The organism is Vibrio litoralis DSM 17657, from assembly GCF_000426765.1.
GTDB classification, from domain to species: Bacteria; Pseudomonadota; Gammaproteobacteria; order Enterobacterales; family Vibrionaceae; genus Vibrio; species Vibrio litoralis.
This window is the reverse complement of record NZ_AUFZ01000005.1, coordinates 15,864-28,668: the sequence shown is the minus strand read 5'-3', so window position 1 is coordinate 28,668 and position 12,805 is coordinate 15,864. Positions and strand designations below refer to the sequence as shown.

Genomic DNA, 12,805 nt, shown 5'->3' with positions numbered 1-12,805 from the left:
TGCCGCCCTCCTGTCTGTAATAAAATTACACACCACATTTTCACGATCTTTTACTGTGTATTTTAATTACACTTTGTGGGTAACATGTTATTAAATTGAAGCATCCGTAGATAAGGCTTAATCGTACCGATAAGGAAGCTTTAAAATCAACCAGTTAAAGAAAAGTTACAATTATCCAGTTCGTTACAGTGTTGTGCCCTGATGAGCATAATTAGTACAAAAAAAGCCCACCATTTCTGGTGGGCTCTTAGGGAAATTCAATTTAACTGTATTCGATTCTAATCATCTATCAGTAGATCATCCGAATCGGTATCATCATCGTCATAGGATGACGCACTACCTTTTACCGTGCTGCAGAGTGTATATGTTCGCTTACGCTGAGTTTTGCTTAAATACTTCTTCCAGCACTGAACATATTTACTAGCAACCCCCTCACCTCCTTCTTCCTGAAAAGCAGTGATGAATTCTTTCTCATCATCATCTTCAGGAGTTAAGTTACCTTCGAATAGCCCTTGCATCGTTCGACCGTAATTTTCGAGGATTTGTGCTTCATTAATAGTAAACTCACCAGAGCGGCTAAAGCCTCGTGCAAAGTGTTTATTATCAAAAAACTTTCCTAGGTTTCTCATATTTCAACTCTTTTACTGTGGTACTTGTATTTCAGCGAAAATAGGTGTTTATTGTCTAACTGTACAACAAAATATTTTGTTCAATTTAATAAAATTTTTTTATCATTTTACGATATTCTTGTCTTCATATTAGTCAAAGAATCAAACTTTTTTCAAATCCTTTGAGGTGAACTTTGGATACAGAGCTATTAAGGACATTTTTAGAAGTAGGAAAGACGCGACATTTTGGTCGTGCAGCTGAAAGTTTGTATCTCACACAATCAGCGGTGAGCTTTCGTATCCGCCAACTAGAGTCACAACTGGGCAGCCCGCTCTTTTCACGTCAACGAGGTAATGTTCACCTCACTCCAGCTGGCGAAAGGTTATTACCTTATGCTGAATCTATTTTACAAACCTGGGGGCGAGCTAGGCAAGATGTCTCTTTGAGTGAAAACTATATGGAGCAGATCTCCTTAGGTGCTTCTTCCAGTGTTTGGGAGCTCGGTGGCATTTCAGATTGGATTAACGAATCTCATCAAGCTTTACCTGAAGTCGCGTTCAGAATGGAGTCTGTCAGTCGTCAAGATATCGTAAGAGCTTTATTGGAAAAAAGTATCGATATGGCACTATTAGGCGATCCACCTAAAGTCGAAGGCTTTAAGCTGAAACAAGTTGCTAGCTTCGAGTTTAAATTAGTTTCGACACAACCAGATGTGAATTTCAATCAACTGCCTTCGATTCCATTAGCCTACTTAGATTGGAGCACTCGTTTTTCGATTGAGCATTCGAGAATTGCCGAGTTGCAAAGAACGCCACTATTACATGCAGCGTCTAGTAACGTTATAGTTAAGTTTTTAAGCGCCAATACGGGCCTAGCTTATTTACCAGAGCCTGTCGTATCTAAACATATTGATGCTGGAAAATTATTTATCGTGGAAGATTCCCCTGTTATGGAACAGTCTTTGTATTTATGCTGGAATGAAGATAACGAAAAAGTGAATTTAATTAATCAATTAGCCGAGGTTCCATTCGAGTTGAGAACACCTTCTGATGATTAATAACTTTCATGCTGACATCAAAAAAACTTCGTTTTACTGTCACATTGTTATTACATAATCTCTAAGTTGTCTTAAAATACTTTAAGACGTTAGATAGTTGGATAGGAACATGAGCGACTGGGATAAGTGGTTAAAGAATGATAGCTCTCGTTTATCTGGTAAGAAGAACAGACGAGATTTTGATGATTATGACGGTGAGTTGATTGAAAAAAGCAAATCAAAGCGTAAATCTCATAGGGATAAGCACCACCCACGATCTGAGGACTTCGAAGACCATTTGTACTAATGTGTAATGAAATAGAGGGCGATGAATGCCCTCTTATATTTTTATCCACTTATTTAGTTATAGTGCATTATAGTCTGTAAGAATCACTCGCTTTCTTTTGCTTTTTCACTGCGGATTCGCTGGGCGACAATTCTAATTGCTTCAGCAGTACTTATCCCTTGCTCCATCAGCTTTTGTATTTCTTCTACTGCCGCTTGTTGCTCAGCATGACTAAGTGTTGGTAAATCATCAAACATATCAGTTCTCTTTTAGAGTAAGTTGGGCTTTACTTTATTCAGTAATATCAAAAGCTTTATTTATAACCTGCTTATCTTCAATGGCTATCGCACCTTGCCAGCGTTTATGGGTAATAGAGACCCCGAGTAAATAGCGGTCGATCGGAAGCTTAGTATCAGGAACTTGGTTCGGATAATCAGATTCATACTGTTTATTCCAAACCTCTGTATAGTCACCATCCACATCACCATAAAGCGAAACATCCATAACCGGTAGTGGGCAATATCGATTCAGTAAAGCAGTTTTATCGACCACCCAAGATTCCTTGGAGCTCCATCTTACTGTCTGTTTATTATTCGGGTGAGTAAGTAAAATCCAACTTTCCCACTCTTCGTCCAAGCTGGTTTTGATTTTGACTTTATATAACCCGGTATCTAACTGTGCATTTAAATCCGCCTGCTGGCGATATTGCCAATGTTTATCATCAATTTTTTCGGGCGTATCAACATTAGACATCAATACCTGTTCCGGCCATTGAACAAAAAGAATTTGTTCGAGATCTCTATCCGTTTGAGCATCAATTTCTAATCGATAACTTAAGCGTCCAGGGCTTTGTATCACTTGACGTTGGATAGCAAGTTTATTCAACCACGTTGGCAATTTTGAATTATCAAAAGAGCGGCCACAATCTTTATCAAGTGCTTTTAATAACAGTTGATCAAGGTGGCTTTCAATGTGCTGTTGTGGTTCTTGTTGCCAAGTTTGAATCATTGCATCAAAGCTTTCTTCAAGATGACCTTCTAATAAAAACTTATGAGCATTGGTTAGCGAAGTTTGCTCCAGAAACCAGTCATTTGCCGCCCAGATCGGAGCGGCAAAAAGTGACAGGGTAATTAATGAGTACTTTAACTTCAAAACGGTTCGCTCTCAGTTATCTATTCTATTAAGCTTTCATCTTGTAGCCGACACCACGTAGAGTTTCTATTTTGATACTAGGTATCTTCTGGCGTAGCTGTAAAATATGTGTATCCACGGTACGAGTTGTTGGAAAATGGTTATAGCCCCATACATGATCTAAAAGCTCATCTCGCGTAAACACACGACCTAAATTACTTGCCAGAAAAACGAGCAGATCAAACTCTGTACGAGTCATCACTATCATTTCCTCGCCAAATTTCACATCACGAGTCGTTTTATCGATAAAAATGTCACCTACAGTAATAGTATTGCCATCTTCCTCTGCATCTGGTGAACGTAATTGCGCACGAATTCGCGCAAACAGTTCCGCTTCAGCGAATGGTTTCGTCAGGTAATCATTTGCACCAGCGTCAAGTCCTGAAACTTTATCTTTAACCGAAACTAACGCCGTTAACAAAATAACGGGTACCGATTTAATATTTCTCCAATCATTTAGGAAGGTAACAGAATCACCATCGGGTAATTGACGGTCTAAAATCACTAAGTCTGCCTTACCCCATACGGATGCAACATCGGCTGCACGTTCAACATGCAAACACTCATAACCAGCTTGCTCTAGACTGACCAATAGGCCATCAGCAAGATTGCGATCATCTTCAACGAGTAGCAGTGTCTGTTTCACAGGGAATCTCCAATTTAAATGTAGTCGGCGGGCCACTTAAGCTCAAAGAGCAACCCATTCGTGCAACCATCGACTCAACGATAGTTAATCCTAAGCCTAATCCGCTTTTGCTCACGAATGGTTTACGTAGTTTAGCCCAGTCCTTTTTAGTCAACTGTCCTTGGTCAATTATCTCAAGAACTAATTTATTTGAATACGTTGTTGCCTTTAATACCACAGGGTCAACACCATATTTACATGCGTTTCTTACTAAGTTATCAACACAGGTCCCTAGCCAATAGATGTTAACTTTGACGGCTAGATCCTGATTTAATTCAATAGCAATGTTAAATTCACCTTGCGCATAGCGATATTCTAACCACTCATCAAGTGATGGAATCCACTCTGTCGCAAGTGTTTGAGTATCCGATTGCAAGTAGTCTTTACTCGCTTCGGCCAACTGTCTTAATCGACGGGTATCTTCACATAGTCGGCGAAACTCATCGTATACAGTATCCGGTAAGTGCTCGAACTCACGGCGAAAGCCTTCTACGGTAAGCGATAAACTTGCAATAGGCGTTCTAAGCTCATGAGTTAAAATTTGTAGTACCAGCATTCGACTACGCAGCTCTTTACGTTTATTTCGCCAACGAGAATAACCCCACCCACAAATTAGAATAACATTAACGATACCTAAGGCTAAGATACTGTAAAATAAAGTATCTGAGTTACTTTTCATGTCCCAGCATACATTGCCGCTTTTTACGTAACAATGTTCACTTTGACCAATAGGTGTCGCGATCAATTCTGCTTCTTGCAACCTTGTATTTAACACCTTTTGATCAAAGACATAATATTGCATGCCTTTACGTAACCAAAATTCATTTCCCGCGATAATGCTTTCTGATCCTGAAATCAACGCAGAAACCGAATCATAAGGCATTATTTGTAAACGACCTAGTAAAGTATTCTCATCCGCAATTGGCCTTTCTTTAATATGCATAAAAGGCAATAACTGTTTATATCGTTCAGGATGAGCTTCTGCATAGCGTGCGGCATAAGTTCCGCCACCAGGATGGATCATTCCAGAACGAATAAACCATTTAATCGGTAAGTTAGTACCATTACACAAGGCTCTAGAAAAAACTAAAGGCTCTGTCACTAAAGGACTTAAAGGGTATTTCCCCTTACATGTCGTCGCCAATTTGTACAAGCGTTGCATATCCTGCAGCGGATATTTTGCGGTCTGAGGAATTAATGAATCTGGTGATAATAAACTGGTAGGAAAGTCCGTTTGAATCACCCGTAAATCATAGACAGCCGTAGCCTGGTTATTATCAAACGATTTTTTAAATTGCTCGATACGATCAGGTAGCGTATTGGCGTTTGCTGCCCCTGCCACCACCGTCATCGACAAAATTAAAAATCGCGTTAATTTCAAAGGGTAATCATCCTATCTGACAAATATCTGAGCGTATCATACTACACAAAAAAACAGTTCTAACCAGTTGTCATGTCATTTTTAAGTCATTATTAACGTTTATGTAACCTTTGGTTAAAAGTTACCTCAAAGCTGAGCATACCTTACTCAGTAAAAAGACTGTACTGTGATTTTTATGAACAAAATGGTCATAAGTAACAATATCCTTTTTAAGTCTCCATTATAGGAAAACTCGTTTCTAGCTTCTAAATTCATTCACGTGATCGAATAACCCGGCATTACTGGGTAGTCAATTATAGAAATAGATAACTATAAGAACATAAGGACGTGAAACATGAAAAAGCTAACCGCTTCAATTACAGCTACATTACTATCCGCTGCATTTGCAACCTCTGCATTTGCCAATGATATAAAAGAAATTCATTTTATTGTTCCTGGTGGCGCAGGTGGTGGCTGGGATATGACGGCTCGTAGTACGGGTGACGCATTACGAAAGTCAGGCATAGTTGAAAATGTCTCTTATCAGAATTTATCTGGTGGCGGTGGCGGTAAGGCAATTGCTCATATGATCGAAACTGCCGATCGCCAACAAGATACTCTAATGGTTAACTCAACACCTATTGTAGTTCGTTCTTTATCCGGTATTTTCCCACAATCTTTTCGAGATCTGACTCCTGTCGCTGAAACCATTGCCGATTATGCTGCTTTTGTGGTTGCCTCTGACTCTGACATCAAGACGTGGGAGCAAGCAGTAGATTTGTTTAAGCAAGATCCGCGTTCATTAAAAATCGCTGGCGGATCTGCTCGCGGTAGTATGGATCACCTTGTTGCTGCGGCAGCCTTTAAAGGGGAAGACCAAGATCCGCGCAAGGTTCGCTACATTGCTTATGATGCAGGTGGAAAAGCGATGGCAGCCCTACTTTCCGGTGAAACCCAAATGCTTTCAACGGGTTTAGGTGAAGTACTTGAACTGTCTAAAAGTGGCCAAGTTCGAATTATTGCAATCACAGCCCCTAAACGTCTAGATACCGCGCCTGATATTCCAACACTCAAAGAAATGGGCAACCCTACTGTATTTGCTAACTGGCGCGGTTTCTTTGCTTCTCCTGGTGTGAGCAAAGAAAAAGTAGAGCAATGGAATGTAGCTTTAAACAAGATGTACTCAACTAAAGAGTGGCAAGAAGTTCGTGACCGTAACGGTTGGATTGATGAATACAAAGCTGGTCCTGAATTTACCGCCTTTCTTGAAGAACAGGAGAAGCAGATCGGTGATCTGATGCGTGAACTGGGCTTTTTAAAATAATATTGTCTCCATATTAGGCACAATCACAATTTGCCGCATTTGATTTTTATAACGTTCTCCTTTGTACACTTTGGTTAACTAACAGATGACTATTGTGCATCGCTACTCATGTAGATGGTTAACTGGTTGAATGCGGCTTTCTTATTTCCTTCTCTATTGGAGCTGAGTTATGTTCTCCAAATTTATCTCGACCGACCGAATTAGCGCCCTATTATTTCTCTTGTTTTGCTTAGGCTATGGCTATCAAACAACCGAAATTATGCTTTTTCCTGGTGATGAATATGAACCCTTTACCGCTCGAACCTTACCCTTTGCATTAGCAATAATCGGCTCGATTTTATCTCTATTACTGCTTGTCACTGCACAACCCGATGAAAAACGCGGACTGGCTAGCCATTTTGATTGGAAGCTACTCATTTCATTTCTAATTTTAATGGCTCTTTATGGGCTTGGCTTAACTTGGTTAGGTTTTGTCCTTGCCACTGGTGGTTTCTTACTTGGCGGTTTTTATCTACTCGGTGAACGTAAAAAGTCGATTTTATTTGGCGCGTCGTTCCCATTCGCTTTTGCGTTTTATTTATTACTCACTCAGGGATTAGATATTTATCTAGAGCCTGGGTACATCTTCAACCTTTTCTAGGATAGAAATCATGTTAGATGGAATTTTGATCGGTTTATCCACGGCCATTATGCCAATGAATATCTTCATGGTTATCGTGGGCTGCTTTGTCGGTACCTTTATCGGCATGTTACCTGGGCTTGGGCCAATTTCAGCGATTGCTCTAATGATACCAATTAGTTATGGATTAGACCCTTCTTCTGGCCTAATTTTAATGGCAGGGGTTTATTATGGGGCGGTATTTGGTGGATCGACCTCTTCAATATTAATTAATGCACCGGGTTGTTCTTCTACGGTTGTAACCGCTTTTGATGGTTACCCAATGGCGCAGAAAGGCCAAGCAGGTAAAGCATTGGCGCTTGCCGCCTATTCTTCTTTTACTGGCGGTACTTTATCAGCAATCATGTTACTGGTTGCGGCTCCCGCTTTAGCTACCGTGTCACTTAGCTTTCAATCATCCGATTATTTCGCATTAATGTTAATGGGGTTATCGGCGGTTGCTGCCTTTGCTGGTAAGGGACAAGTCATAAAAGCCTGGATGATGACTATCTTCGGTTTAATGTTGTCTACCGTGGGTATCGACAAAGGCATTGGTGTTGAACGCTTCACTTTTGGCTCAACCGACTTAATCGATGGCTTTAGTTTCTTATTGTTAGCGATGGCAACTTTTGCACTAGGTGAAACCTTAATGGGGATCCTTAAACCTTCAAAAGATACTAGCCAGCAAGAAAGCCAAAAAATGAATGAACTGGGTAGCATGAAGATCTCTAAAGAAGAATTTAAAGAAGCCGCTCCAGTTTCGATTCGTTCTTCGATTCTTGGTTTCTTTACTGGCGTATTACCTGGTGCTGGCGCGACCATTGCTGCGTTTTTAAGTTATGGTATGGAGCGTAATCTCGCCCCGAAAGAGAAAAAAGAAGAGTTTGGTAAAGGCAGCATTCGTGGTTTAGTTGCACCAGAGTCCGCCAATAATGCCGCATCAAGTGGTTCCTTCGTACCACTGTTAACGCTTGGCATTCCCGGCTCTGGCACGACTGCGATTATGCTTGGTGCTTTAATTTCTTATGGCATTCAACCAGGCCCACGCTTATTTGTCGATAACCCAGATATCTTTTGGTCAGTGATCATTTCAATGTACTTCGGCAATATCGTGTTAGTTATTTTGAACTTGCCGCTGATCCCGTATATTTCCAAGCTACTAATGGTGCCACGTACTGTACTGCTGCCAATGATTTTGTTCTTCTCAATCACAGGCGTGTATTTGGTTTCGTTTAATACCATGGATGTGTACATTATGGTCATGATTGCCATGGTCGCAATTGCATTACGTTTGGCTAACTTCCCGCTCGCCCCACTACTACTCGGGTTTATACTCGGGGGAATGATGGAAGAAAACTTGCGACGAGCTTTAATGATCAGTGACGGGCAATTGAACTTCCTATGGGAACGCCCAATTACGCTGGCCTTTACCTCTATCGCTGTACTGGTTCTTTTCTCGCCACTACTCACAATGGCATGGAAATATTTTAAAGGCCGCAAAGTAGATGCGTCTTCCAGTTAAGCCTCTCAATAATCAACGGATATAACGAGTTGAGTTGATAGATAAATAAATAGATAAAACAAAGCCACCATCACTGGTGGCTTTATATTATTCAATTGATTGGATTCCTATCTTAAACTTAACGAACCACTTTTTTATAGCTTCTCTCTGGTCGACCTACCGTACCGTAGCTTAGATCAGCTACCAGTTCGCCAGTTGTGATCAAATACTCCAAATAACGACGGGCAGTAGTTCGACTCGCGCCGATTTTTTCTCCAGCTTCATCTGCGGTTAACTGACCGGTTTCTTGCTTAAACAAACAACGGATTTTATCTAACGTCACCCCATCAATACCTTTTGGTAGACGCAATGTATGCTGATTTCCTTCACCATCAACTGAAGGCGTTTGAAACATCTTATCCACTAATCCTTGATCTAGACTACACGCTTGCTCAAAACCCGTTAATCGATGTTTGTATTTATTTAAAGCCGACTCCAAGCGAGAAAAAATTACTGGCTTCAATAAGTAGTCCACCACACCACCACGCATTGCTTGTTGCAAGGTATCAACATCACGAGCAGCGGTAATTAAAATAACATCGCATTGATGTTGCTGCTGACGTAAATAACGCAAAATATCTAATCCATTACCATCGGGTAAATACACATCGAGCAATACCAATTGAGGTTTGAGAATATCGACTTGAATCTCGGCTTCATGTTGACTAGTCGCAATACCCACAACTTCAAACCCATCGATTTGGCTCAGGTATTTATGGTTTACTTCGGCAATGGCAATGTCATCTTCAATGATCAACACTCGAATGCTTTCTTGAGTCATTTTTTCTTCCTATTTAATCTCGCCTGAGTCCATACTATTACGATAAAGATGCTGATCTTTGGGCAAATAAATCGTCACACGCGCGCCACCTTGCAGCCCATTTATAATATCGAACTGACCATGATAGGTTTTGGTAATGGTATTCACTAAATACAACCCGACACCGCGGTTAGCTTTCGCTTTACTTGAAATCCCTTTTTCAAATAACTCTTCAGGCTTATATTTATTTGGTAAACCGAGGCCATTATCTTCAACTTCCAAAATCACTTCGGTGCCATAGTCACTAATGGAGACCACAACTGCAGGTTCACTACACTGTTTAGCCTCTTTCGCTTCAAGTACCGAATCAAACGCGTTATCAATCAAATTACCTAGAATAGTAACAAGATCTTCAGAATTAATTTCTACTGGTAATGCCTCTAAATGGCAGCCTTCTTCGATATGCAAGCGGATCCCCAGTTCTCTTGCTCGTTCGGTTTTACCGAGTAACAAGCCCGCAATCAGTGGGTCGGCAATCGCTTGACGTAAAAACTCAATAAGCTGCTGGTAATGCTCGGTTTCTCTACCAATCAAATTCTGTACTTTTTCAATTTCGTTCAGTTGTAATAAACCACTAATAGTATTGAGCTTATTGTGATGTTCATGCGTTTGAGAGCGAAGTAGATCGGCATATTCACGAGTTTGCGAAAGCTTCTCTGTCAGGTCGGCAATTTCATCGCGGCGACGGAAACTCGATACCGCACCCACCACTTGCCCATCGATATAAATAGGACTACGGTTAGCAATAATCCGCTGACCATTCAAAAACAAATTAATATTATGATCCGATTTTGGCTGTACCAATAAACGCTCTAAATCGCTGTCTGGCATCACCGCTGAAAAAGGCTTATTCAATACTTCATCTCGGTTCAGTTTTAGAATATCGCAAGCACTGCGGTTGATAGAGCGTAAAATCCCCTGAGCATCAATACTCAGCACCCCTTCTTTAATCGTGCTCAGCGTGACATCTAATTCCACATACAAACGGGCAATTTCTTCAGGTTCAAACCCTAAAATAGCTTTTTGAAAGCGTCTTGATGCATAGTTGGCGAGTGTGATATTTAGCGTTAAAACCAGTAGTGCTGTGATAAGTAAGAAAGCAAGGTAAGGCTCAATACGGTTTTGTAAGTTATCCAGTAAATAGCCAACTGAAACAATACCGATGATGTTGCCGCTATTATCAAGTACCGCTGATTTACCGCGCACAGCGTGACCAAGCGATCCTTTTGCATAAGAAATATAACTCAGACCTTGCTCGAGCGCTTTTTGGTTATCGCCACCCACCATGCGTTTACCGAGCCTATCGTCGTATGGGTGAATAAGACGAATGCTGTTTTTATCACCCACCACAATATAAGCCGCGCCGATTAACCTTGTGAGATCTCGTAGTTTCTGTTGCTGTTCACCTACCTGTCGAGTTTGAATTAATTGAATGATTTCTGGAGAACGAGAAAGAAAAGCCGACACTTCTTTGGCTTTTTGGGCTAAATCATTTTGCTGAGTATGTTTGATATAGCTAAAGCCTGCAGCAGTCAGTACCAAAAGCTCAAATAAGCCAGATACCGTCATGATCACCAATAAGCGTCGACGAAAATTAAGTGTATTCCACTGGATCACGGCATCAACCCTATTTAAGACAGGACACGACTACAACCAAAAGATGGCAAAGAAAATACCACTTTTTATTAACAATTGCCGTGTTCTAGAGATTCAATGTCCTGATTTTGTGATAAGCCTTGCAGCCGTTACATTTTTAAGGCTCAAGTTGTAAATATGTGTTTTGATGAATAGGTTTCAGACATAAGAAAAACCAGTCACTTTTCAGCAACTGGTTTCTATTGTGAAGCTTGCTAATTAACGAATAGTGTTAATTAACGAATACTATTAATTACAGCGCTTTCGCAATCGCATCTACGCTGGCTTTAGCATCACCAAACAGCATTTGCGTATTTTCTTTAAAGAACAATGGGTTTTGTACACCGGCATAACCTGTGTTCATTGAACGTTTAAAGACAATCACGTTTTTCGCATTCCAAACTTCCAGTACAGGCATGCCTGCGATTGGGCTGTTTGGATCTTCTTGAGCTGCTGGGTTAACTGTATCGTTAGCACCGATAACTAGAACCGTATCTGTTTCAGAGAAATCGTCGTTGATCTCATCCATTTCTAATACGATATCGTATGGTACTTTCGCTTCAGCTAATAATACGTTCATGTGACCTGGTAGACGACCTGCTACAGGGTGAATACCAAAGCGAACTTCAATACCTTGTGCACGTAGTTTTTCAGTGATTTCGTAAACTGGGTACTGTGCTTGTGCAACCGCCATTCCGTATCCCGGAGTGATGATCACAGACTTAGAGTCTTTTAGCATTTCAGCCACATCTTCAGCGGTTGTTTCTCGGTACTCACCTTGCTCTTCATCGCTTGATGTAGAGGTTGGTGCTGCGCCGAAACCACCAGCAATAACACTGATAAAAGAACGGTTCATGGCTTTACACATGATGTAAGACAGAATCGCACCAGAAGAACCCACTAGAGCACCGGTAACGATAAGTAGATCATTTGCTAGCATGAAACCTGCTGCCGCCGCTGCCCAACCTGAGTATGAGTTCAGCATTGACACCACAACTGGCATATCCGCGCCACCAATTGATGATACAAGGTGATAACCAAATACCAATGCAATCGCTGTCATAACCATTAGCGCTAACATGCTGCCATCGTTATTAACGAAGTAGATCATTAATAACGTTGAGGTCACCAATGCTAATAGGTTCCACTTGTGCTTATGAGGAATATTCATCGCAGAAGATGAAACTAGACCACGTAGCTTACAGAAAGCAACAATCGAACCACTAAAGGTTACTGTACCGATGAATACACCTAAGAATACTTCTACTAGGTGAATCACGTGTTCAGCATGGTTTAAAGTCATAGTGCCCATGTCTAAGTAGCTGTTGTAGCCTACTAACACAGCCGCCATACCTACAAAGCTATGCAGCATCGCCACTAGCTCAGGCATTTCGGTCATTTCTACTTTCTTAGCGTAGAAAATACCAATCGCACCACCAATCACCATCGCAATGATGATCCAAGTAATGCTACCAGTATCAGGGCCAAAGATCGTTGCGATCAACGCGATCGCCATACCAGTAATACCGTAGTAGTTACCAGCACGAGCAGAATCTTGCTTAGATAGACCAGCAAGGCTCATGATAAAAAGAACAGCAGCAACCAGGTATGCCGCTTGTACTAATCCTGCAGACATATGT

Annotated in this window: 13 protein-coding genes; 5 read left to right on the top strand and 8 right to left on the bottom strand. The window is 41.0% G+C overall.

Annotated elements, in window-relative coordinates; translation table 11 throughout:
* Window positions 1–278: 278 nt before the first annotated feature.
* The gene (locus K358_RS0102135) at window positions 279–629 is read right to left on the bottom strand and encodes a MaoP family protein (RefSeq protein WP_027695279.1); all 351 of its coding nucleotides are present in this window, start codon (window positions 627–629) and stop codon (window positions 279–281) included.
* A gap of 173 nt (window positions 630–802) precedes the next feature.
* On the opposite strand from K358_RS0102135, the gene hdfR reads away from it, so the two are divergent.
* Together hdfR and K358_RS19175 are read left to right on the top strand one after the other, a co-directional pair.
* Window positions 803–1,666 carry an HTH-type transcriptional regulator HdfR gene (hdfR, locus tag K358_RS0102130; protein ID WP_027695278.1) on the top strand — a complete coding sequence of 288 codons (864 nt, stop codon included), beginning with the start codon at window positions 803–805 and terminating at the stop codon, window positions 1,664–1,666.
* 109 nt (window positions 1,667–1,775) lie between these two features.
* Window positions 1,776–1,952: a hypothetical protein gene (locus tag K358_RS19175; protein WP_156888673.1), complete on the top strand. Its 177-nt coding sequence runs from the start codon at window positions 1,776–1,778 to the stop codon at window positions 1,950–1,952.
* Between the two features lie 83 nt (window positions 1,953–2,035).
* Here the strand turns inward: K358_RS19175 and K358_RS18935 are convergent, their stop codons facing one another.
* From K358_RS18935 to vxrA, 4 genes are read right to left on the bottom strand one after another with little or no spacing between them, the layout of a single operon-like run.
* Window positions 2,036–2,188, bottom strand: coding sequence for a YoaH family protein (locus tag K358_RS18935; RefSeq protein WP_083962729.1), 153 nt, complete (start codon window positions 2,186–2,188; stop codon window positions 2,036–2,038).
* Window positions 2,189–2,222: 34 nt separating this feature from the next.
* A complete protein-coding gene (locus tag K358_RS0102115) occupies window positions 2,223–3,083 on the bottom strand; it encodes a DUF2861 family protein (RefSeq protein ID WP_038149515.1) in 861 nt (286 codons plus the stop codon).
* Window positions 3,084–3,111: 28 nt separating this feature from the next.
* Window positions 3,112–3,768: a response regulator transcription factor VxrB gene (vxrB, locus tag K358_RS0102110; RefSeq protein ID WP_027695276.1), complete on the bottom strand. Its 657-nt coding sequence runs from the start codon at window positions 3,766–3,768 to the stop codon at window positions 3,112–3,114.
* Entirely contained in the window at window positions 3,743–5,158 is a 1,416-nt protein-coding gene (gene vxrA / locus K358_RS0102105) for a sensor histidine kinase VxrA (protein WP_038149535.1), read from the bottom strand. Before vxrA ends, vxrB begins: the two co-directional genes overlap by 26 nt.
* A gap of 364 nt (window positions 5,159–5,522) precedes the next feature.
* Between vxrA and K358_RS0102100 the strand changes: the two genes are divergently transcribed.
* The 3 genes from K358_RS0102100 (at window position 5,523) to K358_RS0102090 (ending at window position 8,671) form a co-directional block, all read left to right on the top strand.
* The gene (locus tag K358_RS0102100) at window positions 5,523–6,491 is read left to right on the top strand and encodes a tripartite tricarboxylate transporter substrate binding protein (protein ID WP_027695274.1); all 969 of its coding nucleotides are present in this window, start codon (window positions 5,523–5,525) and stop codon (window positions 6,489–6,491) included.
* A 169-nt stretch (window positions 6,492–6,660) separates the two neighbouring features.
* Window positions 6,661–7,131 (top strand): tripartite tricarboxylate transporter TctB family protein, encoded by a 471-nt coding sequence (locus tag K358_RS0102095; RefSeq protein ID WP_027695273.1) that lies wholly within the window; start codon window positions 6,661–6,663, stop codon window positions 7,129–7,131.
* Between the two features lie 10 nt (window positions 7,132–7,141).
* Window positions 7,142–8,671, top strand: coding sequence for a tripartite tricarboxylate transporter permease (locus tag K358_RS0102090; RefSeq protein WP_027695272.1), 1,530 nt, complete (start codon window positions 7,142–7,144; stop codon window positions 8,669–8,671).
* Window positions 8,672–8,789: 118 nt separating this feature from the next.
* On the opposite strand, the gene K358_RS0102085 is transcribed toward K358_RS0102090, so the two are convergent.
* The 3 genes from K358_RS0102085 to pntB all read right to left on the bottom strand — a co-directional run bounded on the left by K358_RS0102085 (window position 8,790) and on the right by pntB (window position 12,801).
* Window positions 8,790–9,491, bottom strand: coding sequence for a response regulator (locus K358_RS0102085; RefSeq protein WP_027695271.1), 702 nt, complete (start codon window positions 9,489–9,491; stop codon window positions 8,790–8,792).
* A gap of 9 nt (window positions 9,492–9,500) precedes the next feature.
* Entirely contained in the window at window positions 9,501–11,144 is a 1,644-nt protein-coding gene (locus K358_RS17915) for an ATP-binding protein (protein ID WP_051241146.1), read from the bottom strand.
* 274 nt (window positions 11,145–11,418) lie between these two features.
* On the bottom strand, window positions 11,419–12,801 hold the full coding sequence (gene pntB / locus K358_RS0102075; RefSeq protein WP_027695270.1) for a Re/Si-specific NAD(P)(+) transhydrogenase subunit beta: 1,383 nt from the start codon (window positions 12,799–12,801) through the stop codon (window positions 11,419–11,421).
* Window positions 12,802–12,805: the final 4 nt, after the last annotated feature.